16 protein-coding genes are annotated in these 13,154 nt (G+C 59.9%); 9 read left to right on the forward strand and 7 right to left on the reverse strand.

What is annotated here, in order from left to right; genetic code table 11:
• Positions 1–2 precede the first annotated feature (2 nt).
• The 4 genes from ACVWY1_RS16895 to ACVWY1_RS16910 all read right to left on the reverse strand — a co-directional run bounded on the left by ACVWY1_RS16895 (position 3) and on the right by ACVWY1_RS16910 (position 4,598).
• Positions 3–1,031: a hypothetical protein gene (locus tag ACVWY1_RS16895; RefSeq protein WP_457378529.1), complete on the reverse strand. Its 1,029-nt coding sequence runs from the start codon at positions 1,029–1,031 to the stop codon at positions 3–5.
• A complete protein-coding gene (locus ACVWY1_RS16900; protein WP_277503151.1) occupies positions 1,028–1,708 on the reverse strand; it encodes a hypothetical protein in 681 nt (226 codons plus the stop codon). Before ACVWY1_RS16900 ends, ACVWY1_RS16895 begins: the two co-directional genes overlap by 4 nt.
• The gene (locus tag ACVWY1_RS16905) at positions 1,705–3,987 is read right to left on the reverse strand and encodes a TcfC E-set like domain-containing protein (RefSeq protein WP_277503152.1); all 2,283 of its coding nucleotides are present in this window, start codon (positions 3,985–3,987) and stop codon (positions 1,705–1,707) included. The genes ACVWY1_RS16900 and ACVWY1_RS16905 overlap by 4 nt, the downstream gene beginning before the upstream one ends.
• An 80-nt stretch (positions 3,988–4,067) precedes the next feature.
• Positions 4,068–4,598, reverse strand: a complete 531-nt coding sequence (locus tag ACVWY1_RS16910) for a hypothetical protein (protein WP_277503153.1) — start codon at positions 4,596–4,598, stop codon at positions 4,068–4,070.
• 417 nt (positions 4,599–5,015) lie between these two features.
• Here ACVWY1_RS16910 and ACVWY1_RS16915 point away from each other — a divergent pair, with 417 nt between their 5' ends.
• Positions 5,016–5,852, forward strand: a complete 837-nt coding sequence (locus ACVWY1_RS16915) for a CvfB family protein (RefSeq protein WP_139672985.1) — start codon at positions 5,016–5,018, stop codon at positions 5,850–5,852.
• On the opposite strand, the gene ACVWY1_RS16920 is transcribed toward ACVWY1_RS16915, so the two are convergent.
• Positions 5,853–6,233: a hypothetical protein gene (locus ACVWY1_RS16920; RefSeq protein ID WP_457378530.1), complete on the reverse strand. Its 381-nt coding sequence runs from the start codon at positions 6,231–6,233 to the stop codon at positions 5,853–5,855.
• A 230-nt stretch (positions 6,234–6,463) separates the two neighbouring features.
• Between ACVWY1_RS16920 and ACVWY1_RS16925 the strand changes: the two genes are divergently transcribed.
• The 3 genes from ACVWY1_RS16925 (at position 6,464) to def (ending at position 8,302) form a co-directional block, all read left to right on the forward strand.
• The gene (locus tag ACVWY1_RS16925; RefSeq protein ID WP_023629533.1) at positions 6,464–6,643 is read left to right on the forward strand and encodes a CsbD family protein; all 180 of its coding nucleotides are present in this window, start codon (positions 6,464–6,466) and stop codon (positions 6,641–6,643) included.
• A gap of 166 nt (positions 6,644–6,809) precedes the next feature.
• Positions 6,810–7,766, forward strand: a complete 957-nt coding sequence (locus ACVWY1_RS16930; protein WP_457378531.1) for a YihY/virulence factor BrkB family protein — start codon at positions 6,810–6,812, stop codon at positions 7,764–7,766.
• Positions 7,766–8,302 (forward strand): peptide deformylase, encoded by a 537-nt coding sequence (def, locus tag ACVWY1_RS16935; protein WP_110697971.1) that lies wholly within the window; start codon positions 7,766–7,768, stop codon positions 8,300–8,302. The genes ACVWY1_RS16930 and def overlap by 1 nt, the downstream gene beginning before the upstream one ends.
• On the opposite strand, the gene ACVWY1_RS16940 is transcribed toward def, so the two are convergent.
• Entirely contained in the window at positions 8,257–8,706 is a 450-nt protein-coding gene (locus ACVWY1_RS16940; protein ID WP_457378532.1) for a GNAT family N-acetyltransferase, read from the reverse strand. The genes def and ACVWY1_RS16940 overlap by 46 nt on opposite strands.
• 262 nt (positions 8,707–8,968) lie before the next feature.
• On the opposite strand from ACVWY1_RS16940, the gene ACVWY1_RS16945 reads away from it, so the two are divergent.
• Positions 8,969–9,226: a DUF2790 domain-containing protein gene (locus ACVWY1_RS16945; RefSeq protein ID WP_023629531.1), complete on the forward strand. Its 258-nt coding sequence runs from the start codon at positions 8,969–8,971 to the stop codon at positions 9,224–9,226.
• Between the two features lie 63 nt (positions 9,227–9,289).
• Here the strand turns inward: ACVWY1_RS16945 and ACVWY1_RS16950 are convergent, their stop codons facing one another.
• Positions 9,290–10,657 carry an aminotransferase-like domain-containing protein gene (locus ACVWY1_RS16950; protein ID WP_457378533.1) on the reverse strand — a complete coding sequence of 456 codons (1,368 nt, stop codon included), beginning with the start codon at positions 10,655–10,657 and terminating at the stop codon, positions 9,290–9,292.
• A 76-nt stretch (positions 10,658–10,733) separates the two neighbouring features.
• Here ACVWY1_RS16950 and ACVWY1_RS16955 point away from each other — a divergent pair, with 76 nt between their 5' ends.
• The 4 genes from ACVWY1_RS16955 to ACVWY1_RS16970 all read left to right on the forward strand — a co-directional run bounded on the left by ACVWY1_RS16955 (position 10,734) and on the right by ACVWY1_RS16970 (position 13,046).
• Complete coding sequence (locus ACVWY1_RS16955; protein WP_457378534.1) at positions 10,734–11,702, forward strand: threonine dehydratase; 969 nt, start codon at positions 10,734–10,736, stop codon at positions 11,700–11,702.
• Between the two features lie 44 nt (positions 11,703–11,746).
• On the forward strand, positions 11,747–12,001 hold the full coding sequence (locus ACVWY1_RS16960) for a type II toxin-antitoxin system HicA family toxin (RefSeq protein ID WP_414536199.1): 255 nt from the start codon (positions 11,747–11,749) through the stop codon (positions 11,999–12,001).
• Positions 11,998–12,330, forward strand: coding sequence for a type II toxin-antitoxin system HicB family antitoxin (locus tag ACVWY1_RS16965; protein WP_023631069.1), 333 nt, complete (start codon positions 11,998–12,000; stop codon positions 12,328–12,330). The genes ACVWY1_RS16960 and ACVWY1_RS16965 overlap by 4 nt, the downstream gene beginning before the upstream one ends.
• A 74-nt stretch (positions 12,331–12,404) precedes the next feature.
• Positions 12,405–13,046 (forward strand): LysE family translocator, encoded by a 642-nt coding sequence (locus ACVWY1_RS16970; protein ID WP_111531799.1) that lies wholly within the window; start codon positions 12,405–12,407, stop codon positions 13,044–13,046.
• Positions 13,047–13,154 lie beyond the last annotated feature (108 nt).

A 13,154-nucleotide genomic window follows, 5' to 3' on the forward strand; every position in this document is an offset into this window, starting at 1 on the left:
TTCTATGGTTTGGCAATGATGTTAAAAGTCAATATGTCGTGATAAACGCCGCCCTTGGTTTTTTTCTCGGCGAATGTCCTGAAAGTTGGGGTGAAACATGTTTTTCCAGATTTGTTCAGGCTGAATACGGTGTTGTTGTGATTGGGTAGGGTGACCGTCGATGTTCCATCCTCCAAAATTAACTTGTAAGGTATTGTGCTGTTTCCACCGCTAGCCCTCCTGAGTAAGTACTCTCCGGCGGCGGACTCTCCATTGGTGTTGCTAGCTGATATGATATATTTTTGGAATATGACGTAACTCCCGCCATTGTAAGTGAAGCACAGCTGGCTGTTCATGTCGGTCATGGTTTTTTCAGTTTCTTCGCCACGCTTCAGCTCACCCAGGTCCCAGTCAGGCGCCTTCATGTCAATAACCACATCAATCGGCGGGGGGGGGAGTTCCGGATCGGTAAGGATGTGACAGGTTCCATTTTTGTTGCTTGGCGCAATATAGGCAAGGCCTAGGCTTTCTCCTACATCATTGCCAGAAGTATAGTTGCCCGCGCGAATTCCCACGGCAGGCCACTGTTTGATTTTATCATTGTCCAGTGTGGCCACAATGGTGGCGGTAATGGGATTAGGGTTTTTCCAGCTTTCGGTTCCCACTCCGAAATATAATGTGTAACCGTTTCCATTAAATGTGCTGATGTGTTTTTTGCCATTGAGTGTAACTTTTGAGGCGATAGCGGCGCTGGGGGTAAGCTTGCCATTGGCATCATAAGTGTGGAGAAGGACGCCTCGGCCATAAAACTCTCTGTTTCCCGTATGTCCTTCTATATCTTTCCATGAAATGGTTACCTCTACGTCGCTCGTGCCGTTTCCGTTGTCGGTATAGTAGCACCCGCTGTAGCCGTAACTCAGATCGCTCAATATGAGGTCGTAGGCCAGAGCGTCCTTCGTTTTGCCACTTAGTAAGATCAACAGCAGAACCGCTACTCCAGTCGTCAACCGACCTCTTGAACTAAGGCTGACTCCAAGATTTTTGCTGATCATGGACACTCCAGTTCATGCTTTTGATCACCCGCCATCAGGCTCACATGTTTGCTATTAAAAATATGTGGTGTACCTGGAAACAACGCCAAGCGTTCCTTCAGTAAACCGTTGTCACCCGTGACCTTGGACAGAATCACGCGTAGGGAACCTGTATTCTCCAGCATCAAACCTCGCGCCTGACAACGGTGCGTCCAGCCCGTGGTCTGGATTTCCAGCGGCGGTAGATGCCGCACCAGCACTCCATACCCGACCGCAACCGACATGGGGGCTTCTATAGTTCCTTCGGGGGCCTGGTGCACCTGCATGGCGCGCACTGGCACAATGTACAGCCGGTACAGGTGTTCCGCTTCGGGCTTGTGCAACGACTTGAGGCTGATCGTGCGGCTTTGCCCTGGCCCCAAGGTGATCTTGTCCGGGCTAGCCAGCAGGCCGGGGTGTTCAACCTGGCTCAGGGGCACCTTGACCTCTGGCTCCATGCCTGGGTTGGCGACCTGCTGCACGGAGACGGAAAGATAGAGCGGCGCATCCCCGAGGTTCTTCACACTCACCGTGCGATCACGGGTGTTGTCGAGCTTGAGGCTGGCCGGCATCACCATCAGTTCGCCCTCAGCCTGTACCGAAGGCGCTACCAACGCCATCATGCCTGCTAGTAGCAATGCCATTACATAGATTCTCATCGATTCATTCCTAGCGCTGTTTCAAATCGCTGGCAGCGGTAAACGCTGTCTTTAATGGTTTGAGTGAGGTCGCAGTCGTAATGTCGGTTGATCTGTTCCACAGTGATATGAGTCAGCACTTGGGTGCTGGCAATGGAGAACAGGCCGTTGCCATATGCAGACTCGCCGGTTTCGACAATGCGCCCGCTGACTGGCTGGCCGGCCCCGTCGACAAGAATGCCGCTGTAGACCATGTTGATTCCCACCTTGGCATCGGCGGAATACACCTGGCCCGGGTGCGCCCGTATAATGTTGGCGGGCACCTCGATTTGCATGTCCATGTTTTCGCTGTCGCTCGATACTCGTGCAAATGACACATCGCCATAGCGTTTCAACGGGACGGCATAGTTGCCCCCGCCTGCAACCGGGTGACCTTCGACGTTGAAGCCGTAAGGCGTGGCCTGAAGGTCCGGGGTGTGCAACAACATGGCGCTGCCACTGGAGCTGTAGCGCCCGAATGCGACGCCATCGGCATTGGCTGCCACCATGCCGCGGTAGTTGAAGTCCAGGTTGTTGCCTGCATTGCTCTGGCCCAGGCTCAACGAGGCATCACCACGTGTGCCCGAGCGGCTTCCATAAACATTGACGTTTGTGTCCTCGTCAATGTGACTGACTGTCAGGCCGGCCGTTGAGGTGCCATAGCTGTCCGTGAACTCCTTGCGGTAGTCGCCACTGAGTTGAGTGCGCCCCGCGTATTGGGCAGCCCTGAAACTGGCCTGGGACTGGTCGAGCATCCAGGTCACATTGAAATAAACCTGATAGGACGCATTGTCCTGACTGAACCCGCCCTTCTGGATGCCCAAGGCCAGAGATGACCACAAGCCGTTTGGTCGGTAGTTCCAACGCGCTTCTGCCCGGTGCGACTCTCCTCGGCGCTGTTTCTGATAGTTGTAAGACAACTGTGTTTCGCCAACGCTTCTGCTGTAGGAAAACGCTGTGCTTGGCGCGCCCCGATAGAAATCTGAAACATCTGTACTCTGGTAGCGGCTCAACATGAAGCTGCCAAGGTCTTCATCGGTAACCGAAAGATCGAAGTAGCCCCCAGTGCCCCGCTCTCCACTCAACAAGCCCACGGTGGGCGTTACTGCCGTGTCTCCAAAGTTGGAAGGGCGGGTGAAGTTGACCTCGGCGGCCTTTCTCGACCGCTCGCCGGTAATGGCCGAGGCATTCAAATAGAACTGGCTGAAGTTGTGGCTGACGCTTGCTTGAAGCAACTGTCCACCGCGCCCCAGTTCTCGGCCACCGGTGACGTGCCAGGAAGTGCCTTGCCCTACCTCGAGGTTGAGGTTGTTGATATCCCGTGTCTCGCTATTGACGGTCATCCCGTTGCGATCTACCAGGCGAACCTCGACCGGATAGTAGCCGCCCGGCAGGTCGACGTAGCTGAATTCGTTGCGCCCCAACATGGCCGGGCGCTTGAGGATCATGCGACCGTTGCGATAAAACTCGTAACTGCCCTCGGCCGTGGAGTACATGACCAAGGTCCCTGCATTCTGCTGGGCGCGCAGGTTCCCTTGGCTACCCACTGTCAAGAACTGGTCGAAACTCGGCGCCAGCAGCGTACTGACCGAACCGGAGGCGTAGTCGAGGCTGTCTTGTTTGCCCGCCCGGAGGTAGGCACTGTCGAAATTCTTCTGCAGGTAGTACGACGATATGCCTTGATCACTCCGGCTCGTCTCCTGCATTGCAGAACGGTTTGCATACCAGTTGACATAGGCAAAGCTGCGCGATGGCAAGCCAACCCAGGTATTACTCCTTAGGTCCATGGCTCGGTAACCACCCGTTGCCCCACGCACGTCCAACGTCTGATTGTTCACAACACCCCAGGTTGTATCAGGGCTGATGAAGTCCTCGCGTACACTGGAAATTCGCAACGTGCGTCGTTGCTTGTCCAGTGTCACATAATGATCTGCCACCACTAGGTCGCAACCGCGATCACAGGCCTTGTAATGAATGCCGGGAAGCACCTTGCGGATAGCCGCCAGGGTTTCTGCAGGTACACCATTTTGCCGGTACTTGTCTGAGTCGAATATCAACTCCGCACGCTCAATGTCATAACTGACCAGGCCGGGGAGTGTTATGCCGTTGAACGTGGCGACATAAGTTGCGCTGTTGTCCATTTGTATGGCATCGAACCCTTCCGGGATGCCATAAGACACTTTCGCACCCGCGACGGCGGATGCTGACAATAGCGCAAGAAGGCAGGCGCAACTTTCGCGGACGGGAAAGTGGAAAGCCATGTGGCTTGGCGTCCCTGCAGACTTTGTAACTTTCTCAGGCATCAGGGCACTGCGTTACCCAGATTATCGAGCGCTCAGTTTCAAGGGATTTCGGCTGCCGCTACTGGCTCGAACAACATGACCAGGTCGCCACTGAAACTGCCATCGCTGAAATCGCCCGAAGCTGGGGCTTCAGCCTTGATTTTCAAGTTGTGAATTTCATCCTTGCCGTCCTCGCCTTCTTCCATCTGGGCAATTTTCAGCTCGGAACCAAACTTGACTTCACCTTCGCCACCGCTGTGGGTCAAGGAGACAACCGGGTTCTTCATCTCAACATGGCCATTCGACATTTTCAGCGGTTGAGCAAGCGATACGTTGAACTCGGTACCCTTGGTCCAGATACGGATAGGCAGCGTGGCGGAAAATTTTTTCTGCTTGTAGTCATCGGCAACCAGTTCTTCGGTGCCATACCAGGTGGAACCATCGGGTTTGGAAACGAAGATGGCATCATTGATATTGGCTGTCAGAGTAATTTTCTTTGTCACTGTATTTTCTGGTGGCGTGGCCGCCTGTGCTACTCCGATCAGGCTGGCACTCAAGCCCATGGCAATCACGATATGTTTCAGTTTCATCTTAATAACTCACATTATTAGTAATTTGTCTCTTTGCAGACAATGCCCAGCGCTTGATCCATATGAGGTCAAGTGAAAGTATCCAAGCAGGGTTCATGTCCAAGGCGGAGTGAATTATCAATCAGACAAATATACTGTGTACATAAGACGATTCTTAAATGGGCGATGAGGTGCCTTGGTGGTGCAGGTCAGTATTCACGTGAGACGCGTGTTTTGACGACGAAGGTATTGTGGCCAGGCCGCGAGGCGATCATCGGTTGATGTTGAGAGTCGTTTCCAAACCCCAACCTGCTCGGGGCAGGTTATCCTTGCCGGGCCCTATTTTTGGCCGGTTTTACGGGCCTCGGTATGAATGCGCTTTGACACTGAGCGGTGTCTGTCTGGAAAATACCCCCCTTGTCTTGAGGATCTTCGGAAATGGCTCTGCTTGGGCGTTACAACAGTTTGCAAATCGTGAAACACGTGGAGTTCGGCCTGTACCTGGACGGCGGCGCCGATGGCGAAATCCTCCTGCCGCGGCGCTACTTCCCCAAGGATGCCGAGCTGGAGCTGGACGATTGGCTCAACGTGTTCATCTACCTGGACAGCGAAGACCAGCTGATCGCCACCACCGAAAAGCCGAAAATGCAGGTGGGCGAATTCGCCAGCCTCAAGGTCAAGGACATCAACGGCGCGGGCATCTTCCTTGACTGGGGCCTGTCCAAGGACCTGTTGATGCCCTACTCGGAAGAGTCGCGGCAACTGAAGATCGGCGATTACTGCGTGGTCCATGCCTACCTGGACAAGCGCACCCGGCGTATTACCGCCACCGCCAAGCTGGACCGTTACCTGGACCGCACCCCGGTGGACTACAGCGTCGGCCAGCCGGTCGAACTGCTGGTGGCCGGCGAGACGCCGATGGGCTTCAAGGCGATCATCAACAACCGCCACTGGGGCCTGATCCACAAGAACGAGGTATTCAAGTTCCTGCGTTCGGGGATGCACGAGAAGGGCTTCATCAAGGAAGTACGGGGTGATGGCAAGATCGCCCTGAGCCTGCAGCCGGTGGGCCAGGCCTTGGCCGACAGCCTGCACGAGCAGATCATGCAGCGCCTTGAGGCCAATGGCGGTGTGCTGCCGGTGTGTGACAAGAGCGACCCGGCGCTGATCAGCCAGATGTTCAACGTGAGCAAGGGCAACTTCAAGAAAGCCATCGGCGCGTTGTTCAAGCAGGGCCGCATCGTCATCCATGACGATCGGATCGAGCGGGCCTGATCAGGCCTGCACGAAGGCGCTGAAGTCCAGCTGCTCGCCACCTGGGCGGGTGTCGCGCAGCAGTGAGTCGCGGTCGGCGCTCAGGGCCAGGCTGATGGTCGAACGGCGCTTGCCGGGGTTGCGTACTTCCATATGTTCCTGATGAGCCTTGAGGAAGTTGGTGGGCACCTTCAGATGCTGCAGCCCGTCGTTCTCGGGGGTGTGCAGCAGCAGGTTGACCCAGTCGGGCTGGCCCTTGCGCAGCAGTGCGACCGGCACTTCGAACCACCACAGGTTGCGCTTGGTGTCGAGAATGGCGAACAGGGTGTTGGCACTGGTGAGTACCGGCTTGGCCAGCGCCTCGTTACGGCGAGCGATGGCGGTGGGTTTGTCGAGTTTCATGCAGGTTCCTGCGGGTTGACGCGAGTAAGGCCTGACATTGTGGGGTGGGGCTTATCGCGGGGCAAGCCCGCTTCCCCGAAATCACCGAACCTGAACCGTGCAAGCGTATCGAGCCGAGCCAATTGCCGTTTGGCTGACAGGGGGCAAATGAATTGAAACTCTGGCCAATGGCCTTGGGTCGATCAGATGTCGACACGATTTCCCGTGTCTTTCCCCCGAGGAGACATCCCATGAGTGGCACCAAGGACAAAGCGAAGGGCCTGGCCAACGAGGCCGTGGGCAATATCAAGCAGGGCGTCGGCAAGGTAACCGACAATGACAAGCTGCGCGCCGAGGGCAAGGCCCAGGAACTGAAAGGCGAGGCGCAACAGGCCGTGGGCAAGGTCAAGGATGCCGTGAAGAAACCTTGACCGCCGCAGCCTGGCCGCGGGGCAAGCCCGCTCCCGCAAGATGGGGGCGGGCTTGCCCCGCGCTTGCTTTGGACTGTGCGCAAGGTACAAGCGAACAGCACGCCCGCCGCCTGGTCTATTAGACTTGCAGCATTGCCATTCCGATCAAGCGGCGAAAGGAGACGCTATGATTTTCCCCGACCTGCGCGGCCTGCCCCTGCACCGCGTGTTGGTGCGCACCGTCAAGGAGTTCCTCGATGACGAGATGTCCACCTATGCCTCCGCGCTGGCCTACCAGATGCTGTTCTCGCTGTTCCCCTTCCTGCTGTTCCTGATCGCCCTGATCGGTTTCCTGCATCTGCCGGACTTCTTCTCCTGGCTGCGCCTGCAGTCGGAACTGGTGCTGCCGCCCCAGGCCCTGGAGCAGGTCAATCCGGTGATCGACCAGTTGCAGCAGTCCAAGGGCGGGCTGCTGTCGGTGGGTATCGTGATTGCTCTGTGGACTGCTTCGGCGGGCGTGCGCCTGATGATGAGCGCGATGAACGCGGCTTACGACGTGCCCGAGGGGCGGCCGGTGTGGAAGCGCATTCCGTTGTCGGTCATCTATACCGTCGGCATCGCTGGCATGCTCCTGGCAGCGGCGGCGCTGATGGTGCTGGGACCGCAGGTGATGGCGTGGATCGCTTCCCAGGTCGGGCTGGAGGAGGCGGTCGTCATCGTCTGGACCATCCTGCGCTGGCCGGCGATCATCATTCTGATGATGGTGGCGGTGGCGCTGATCTACTACGTGATGCCCGACGTGAAGCAGAAATTCCGGTTCATCACCCCAGGTTCGGTGCTGGCGGTGGTGGTGTGGATCGTCGCCTCGCTGGGCTTTGCCTACTACGTGAAGACCTTTGCCGACTACAACGCCATGTATGGCAGTATCGGGGCGATCATCGTGCTGTTGCTGTACTTCTACATCTCCGCCGCAGTGCTGCTGCTGGGCGCCGAGATGAACGCGGTGATCGAGCATATGTCGGCCGAGGGCAAGAACCCCGGCGAAAAGGAATTCGAGCAGGACAACCCGCAACAGACCATCACCGTGCTCGGCCATGAGCATCCGGTGACACCCGAACCACAGACCCGCGAGCCGAATACCTGATGATCCGCGACATTCTCAAGATGGGCGATGAACGCCTGCTGCGCATCGCCCCGCCGGTTCCCGAGCACATGATCGGCAGCCCGGAGCTTGCGCAACTGATCGACGACATGTTCGAGACCATGGCCCATGTCGGCGGTGTCGGCCTGGCCGCGCCGCAGATCGGCATCGACCTGCAACTGGTGATCTTCGGCTTCGAGCGCAGCGAGCGTTACCCGGACGCCGAGCCGGTGCCACGCACCATCCTGCTCAACCCGGTTATCACGCCGCTGGCCACGGAGGTCGAGGACGGCTGGGAGGGTTGCCTGTCGGTGCCCGGCCTGCGTGGCGTGGTGCCGCGCTACAAGCACATCAGTTATTCGGGCGTCGATCCGCAGGGCAACCCGATCAACCGCTTTGCCGATGGCTTCCACGCCCGGGTGGTGCAGCATGAGTGCGACCACCTGATCGGCCGTTTGTATCCTTCGCGCATCCAGGACTTCAGCAAGTTCGGCTATACCGATGTGCTGTTCCCCGGGCTCGACGTGGCCGACGACTGACCCCGAACCATCGCGATCAGGGCCTTGTTGCGTTGGTAGCGGGCCAGGCGTGAGGCCAGGGCCTCGGGCAGGGTGGTTGTGGGTGTGAAGGCCAGGCGCTGGTAGAAAGGCGCCAAATCCGGGTGGCAGAACAGCCAGGTCGCCGTGTTGCTTTCGGCCAGCGCCGCGTCGATCAGTCGGGATGCAATCTGCTGGCCGCGCCACTGTGGGGCGACGAACAGGCCGGTCAGCCAGTGATCGCCACCGATGGGCGTCAGGTTCATCCCACCGATTATTTCTGCGGCACGCGCCACCCATTGCTCGCCTTCACCGGCGGCGCGCATGCGCGAGCCATGCCGGCGGTAGAAATGGTCCAGCAGGCGCCGCTGGCCTGGTGGAAGGCGAGTACAGGTCAGGGGGAGCATGCTTGGTTCACGCGGTGTGGCTATCTCGGCAGGATTTCATCGGTGCTTTGTCGCAGATTGTTGCAAATACGGCAAGGGTGAATGTCCGACTCCGGGGTTCAACTATTTCAGGCGCGGAGTAGACTTTCACTCATCCCTCCGGCAGTACGATAAAGCGGGATCGGTACTTCGTGTCATCTTCGCAGTCGATGACAACTTCTCCGGGCCATTGACGGCGTCAGAAGTCACGCGATCAGCTTGATAGCCATCAAGGTCGACACCCATGAAAGCCTTACTGATTCTTGCATTGGTCGGTATGTCCCCGTTCGCCTTCGCGGACCAGGCCAAGACCGCAGACACCCAGCCTGTGGTCGAGCAGTACGATTATTCCACCAACCTCGACATCAAGCGCGTGATCAGCCTGTCGACGATCCCCAACGTCTGCGAAGTGGTGCCCGCCACCATGACCTACGAGGATCATCAAGGGCAGGTCCACACCCTCCAGTACCGTGCATTGGGTGAGGGTTGCCGGCTCAATTGAGCCGCGTGGCCGAGACAAGGCTCGTGGGAGCGGGCTTGCCCCGCGATGGCGTTCAGCCGAGTATCAAGTGTAATCGCGGCTCAAGCCCGCTCCCACCAGTTCCAGTCCTTGCTTCAATTGCGCCCGGCTGTGGGCCGCCGACAGGCTGATTCGCACGGCCCTTACGCTGTCGGTGCCCACCGCGAATACGCTGGCCGGCACGATCTCGACACCGTGTTCCCGACACCGCGCGACCAGCGCCTGGGCGTCTCCAGGGGTGGCCAGCCAGATGTGCGGCGACGGTACGCCCTCGGCGGGCAGCGCCTCGTCCAGCACCGTCCGCGCCAGCCGCCAACGTTCGCCCAGTTCCTCCCGTTGCCAGGCCAGCCGCCGGGCGGCAGTGCCATCCGCGATCCATTGGCAGGCGATGCGCAGGTTCAGCGGTGACACCGACCAGTGGGTGGCCTGGGCATAGGGATCGATCTGCTCCAGCAATGCTGGCCGGGCCACGATCCAGCCCAGGCGCAAGCCGGCGGCCACGGTCTTGGACAAGCTGCTGATCAGCACGCCACGGCCCTCGAGCAAGGGGTAGAGTGGTGGCCGGTCGGTCAAGGCGCCATACACGTCATCCTCGATGACCAGCAGTTCGTGGCGCCTGGCGACTTGTGCCAGCGCCAGGCGCCGGGCCTCGCCCATGCACGCTCCGGTCGGGTTGTGCAGGGTAGGCGTGGTGACCAATACCCGCGCGCCGCTCGCGCGGACCACTCGGTCCAGTTCGTCCGGGAGCAGGCCTTGCTCGTCCAGGGCCACGCCGTGCACAGGCAGGCGCAACTGGCGACAGGCCGCCTTGATGCCTGGGGCGGTCAACGCCTCGACTATCACCGGCTCGCCCGCCTGGCACAACGACTGCAGCACGAGGATCAGCGCCTGCTGGGCGCCCCCGCAAAGCAGCACGTCTTCCGGCGTGAGGTCCAGGCCGCGGTTGCTCAGCCAACGCGCGCCCTCGATCCGCCCCAGCAGTAACTGCTCGGGCCCCAGGTAATGGTCGAGCAGGGTGGTATCGCCCTGTTCTAGCAATCTGCGCAGGCTGTGCTCAAGGTCGAGATTGCAGGGATCGGCCACCGGCACATTGGTCGACAGGTCGATCACTGGGTGCTGGCGGCTGGGTTGCTTGAGGCGAAACAGCGTCGCTTCCTTGCTGCTGGCCAGCACATAGGTGCCGCGTCCCACCTCCCCGGACACCAGGTGCCGCGCCGCTGCTTCTCGGTAGGCCTGCTGCGTGGTGCTCGGGTTCAGGCCCAGCGCCCAGGCGAGGCGGCGTTGCGGGGGCAGGCGTTCACCGACCTTCAGTTCACCCTGTTCGATGGCGTTGGCGATGGCCTCGACCAGTGCCTGGTAGCGCGGCTGGTCGTTGGCCGGGAGGCTCGGAATCCACACGAAATTGCTACCCATGCAATATTTATTTGGACCCATACAATGCCCGGCGCTTAGGATCGGTTCAAGCCCATACCGATGAAGGACGTTCGCCATGTTCGACTTGCCCGCCCTGCGCGAAGCCGCCGCTTTCGTTCACCAGCACGTGCCGCCGACCCCACAGCACGCCTGGCCGCTGCTGGCCGAGCGGCTGGGATGCCAGCTGTGGGTCAAGCACGAGAACCATGCGCCTACGGGGGCCTTCAAGGTGCGCGGCGGGTTGGTCTATGTCCGCTCGCTGTTGGCCAGTGGTGCAGTCCCCCGTGGCCTGGTTACCGCCACCCGTGGCAATCACGGCCAGAGCATGGCCCTGGCGGCGCGCCAGGCCGGTTTGCCACTGGTGATCGTGGTGCCGGAAGGCAATTCGCGGGAGAAGAATGCCGCCATGCGCGCCTTGGGTGCGGAGCTGGTGGAGCATGGCGTGGACTTCGACGTGGCCCGGGAAGAGGCGGCGCGCCTGGCCGATACGCGGGGCTTTGCCATGGTTCCCTCGTTCGATCCGGAGCTAGTGCGTGGCGTGGCCACCTATGCTCTGGAGCTGTTCGAGGCGGTGGCCGACCTGGATTGCGTGTACGTGCCGATCGGCATGGGGTCGGGCATCTGTGGGCTGATCCAGGCGCGCAACCTGCTTGGGTTGTCCACCGAGATCGTCGGCGTGGTATCCACTGCGGCAGACGCTTATGCCCAGAGCTTCGAGCAGGGCCGCATCGTCACCACCGCCAGCGCCGATACCTTCGCCGACGGCATGGCCTGCCGCGTACCACATCCCGACGCCTTTGCGATGGTACGCGAGAATGCCGCGCGCATCGTGCGGGTGAGCGACGAGGAGATCGCCGAAGCCATGCGCCTCTACCACGAAACCACCCACAACACCGCCGAAGGTGCCGGTGCCGCCGCCCTGGCTGCACTGATGCAGGAGCGTGGGCGTCAGGCCGGCAAGCGGGTGGCGGTGGTGCTCAGTGGCGCGAACGTGGATCGCGGGCGCTATGCGCAGGTGTTGATGGGTACGCAAGATCCTGTATGAAAGTGTTGAAAGGAGGTGCTATCTTTATTTGATAGCATTTTCCGATGAACACTCGATATCGCAAGATTCTGGACAGCATCTTCAGAGCTCCAACCACACCCACATTGCCGTTCGCCGAAATCGAGGCTCTGGTGCTGCATCTTGGCGGCCAGGTGCTGGAGCGGCAGGGTTCCAGGGTCAAGATGCTGTTGGGCGAGCAGTGTTGGCGCTGCCATCGCCCCCATCCTGGCAAGGAAGCCAGGCGATATCAGATAGAAGAGGCCCGCGAGTTCCTGCTGCGGGCGGGAGTCCGACCATGAGCTGCATGCGATACAAAGGGTATGCCGCCCGCATCGAGTACGACGCGCGTGACGATATTTTCGTCGGCCGCGTGCTCGGCCTGCGGGACATCATCAGCTTCCACGCCAGCGCCGTGCCTGCGTTGCACGAGGCGTTCCGTGAGGCACTCGACGACTACCTGGCCGATTGCGCCGAACAGGGCGTCACCCCCGAAAAACCGGCCTCGGGCAAGGTCATGTTGCGCATCCGCCCAGAAGTGCACGCTGCTGCCAGCCTTGCCGCCAGGGTTGCCGGCAAGAGCCTGAACCAATGGGCCGACGAGGTCTTCGAGCAGGCAGCGATGGCCTGACCTGCAAATTCCTCCTGTACCGCCAGGGGGCATTCAGGTTCAATCGCTGACTTTCATCCGCAGTCGAGCCTGCCATGCCCTTTTCCAATGGTTTCCTCCTCAGCCTGTCCCTGTGCCTGGACATCGGCGTGGCCAACATCGCCATGATTACCCTGGCCATGCAGCGGGGGTTTCTTCAGGGCTTCTGGCTTGGGCTGGGGACCTGCGTCGGCGATCTCATCTACGCCATTGCGGCCCTGGCCGGCATGACCGTTTTGCTGCAGTTCGAAAGCGTGCGCTGGACGTTGTGGCTGGGGGGCTCCGCGTTATTGGCATGGTTCGCGGTGAAGATGCTGCTGGCGGCGTGGCGCGGCGGGCACCTGGAGTCGCGTGGCCAGGTAGTGATCGAATCGGGCTGGCGCGAATTCCTGCGCGGTATCTTCCTGGCCATGTCATCGCCCAGCGCGATTCTCTGGTTCGCCGCAGTCGGCGGCGTGCTGATCTCCCGCTCCGGCGCCGGCAGCGCGCTGGATGCGGGCCTGTTCCTCGGTGGCTTCTTTGCCGCAGGGCTACTCTGGTGTGTCTCGTTGTGCGGTATCGCCAGTCATGGCGGGCGGCTGCTTGGTGATCGCCTGCTGACCTGGTCGTACCTGTTGTCGGCGGCGATCTTCTGCTATTTCGCAGGTTACGTGGTGCTCTCCGGTTACCGCGAATTCATCCTGGCACTACCGGCCTGATCATTCGGGCTGTTCTGTGCCGCTGACTGTTTTTTCTCATCGGGTTGTCGATTCTCCATTTTCCCGTTCGACCATGGGTGAAGGCGCCGGAATGCACCGGCGCCAATC

The organism is Pseudomonas sp. TE6288, from assembly GCF_054062095.1.

Excerpts from the sequence above, each read along its gene's own strand:
- ACVWY1_RS16895 (WP_457378529.1), bottom strand. The coding sequence starts at position 1,031 with ATGATCAGCAAAAATCTTGGAGTCAGCCTTAGTTCAAGAGGTCGGTTG.
- ACVWY1_RS16900 (WP_277503151.1), bottom strand. The coding sequence starts at position 1,708 with ATGAGAATCTATGTAATGGCATTGCTACTAGCAGGCATGATGGCGTTG.
- ACVWY1_RS16905 (WP_277503152.1), bottom strand. The coding sequence starts at position 3,987 with ATGGCTTTCCACTTTCCCGTCCGCGAAAGTTGCGCCTGCCTTCTTGCG.
- ACVWY1_RS16910 (WP_277503153.1), bottom strand. The coding sequence starts at position 4,598 with ATGAAACTGAAACATATCGTGATTGCCATGGGCTTGAGTGCCAGCCTG.
- ACVWY1_RS16915 (WP_139672985.1), top strand. The coding sequence starts at position 5,016 with ATGGCTCTGCTTGGGCGTTACAACAGTTTGCAAATCGTGAAACACGTG.
- ACVWY1_RS16920 (WP_457378530.1), bottom strand. The coding sequence starts at position 6,233 with ATGAAACTCGACAAACCCACCGCCATCGCTCGCCGTAACGAGGCGCTG.
- ACVWY1_RS16925 (WP_023629533.1), top strand. The coding sequence starts at position 6,464 with ATGAGTGGCACCAAGGACAAAGCGAAGGGCCTGGCCAACGAGGCCGTG.
- ACVWY1_RS16930 (WP_457378531.1), top strand. The coding sequence starts at position 6,810 with ATGATTTTCCCCGACCTGCGCGGCCTGCCCCTGCACCGCGTGTTGGTG.
- def (WP_110697971.1), top strand. The coding sequence starts at position 7,766 with ATGATCCGCGACATTCTCAAGATGGGCGATGAACGCCTGCTGCGCATC.
- ACVWY1_RS16940 (WP_457378532.1), bottom strand. The coding sequence starts at position 8,706 with ATGCTCCCCCTGACCTGTACTCGCCTTCCACCAGGCCAGCGGCGCCTG.
- ACVWY1_RS16945 (WP_023629531.1), top strand. The coding sequence starts at position 8,969 with ATGAAAGCCTTACTGATTCTTGCATTGGTCGGTATGTCCCCGTTCGCC.
- ACVWY1_RS16950 (WP_457378533.1), bottom strand. The coding sequence starts at position 10,657 with ATGGGTAGCAATTTCGTGTGGATTCCGAGCCTCCCGGCCAACGACCAG.
- ACVWY1_RS16955 (WP_457378534.1), top strand. The coding sequence starts at position 10,734 with ATGTTCGACTTGCCCGCCCTGCGCGAAGCCGCCGCTTTCGTTCACCAG.
- ACVWY1_RS16960 (WP_414536199.1), top strand. The coding sequence starts at position 11,747 with ATGAACACTCGATATCGCAAGATTCTGGACAGCATCTTCAGAGCTCCA.
- ACVWY1_RS16965 (WP_023631069.1), top strand. The coding sequence starts at position 11,998 with ATGAGCTGCATGCGATACAAAGGGTATGCCGCCCGCATCGAGTACGAC.
- ACVWY1_RS16970 (WP_111531799.1), top strand. The coding sequence starts at position 12,405 with ATGCCCTTTTCCAATGGTTTCCTCCTCAGCCTGTCCCTGTGCCTGGAC.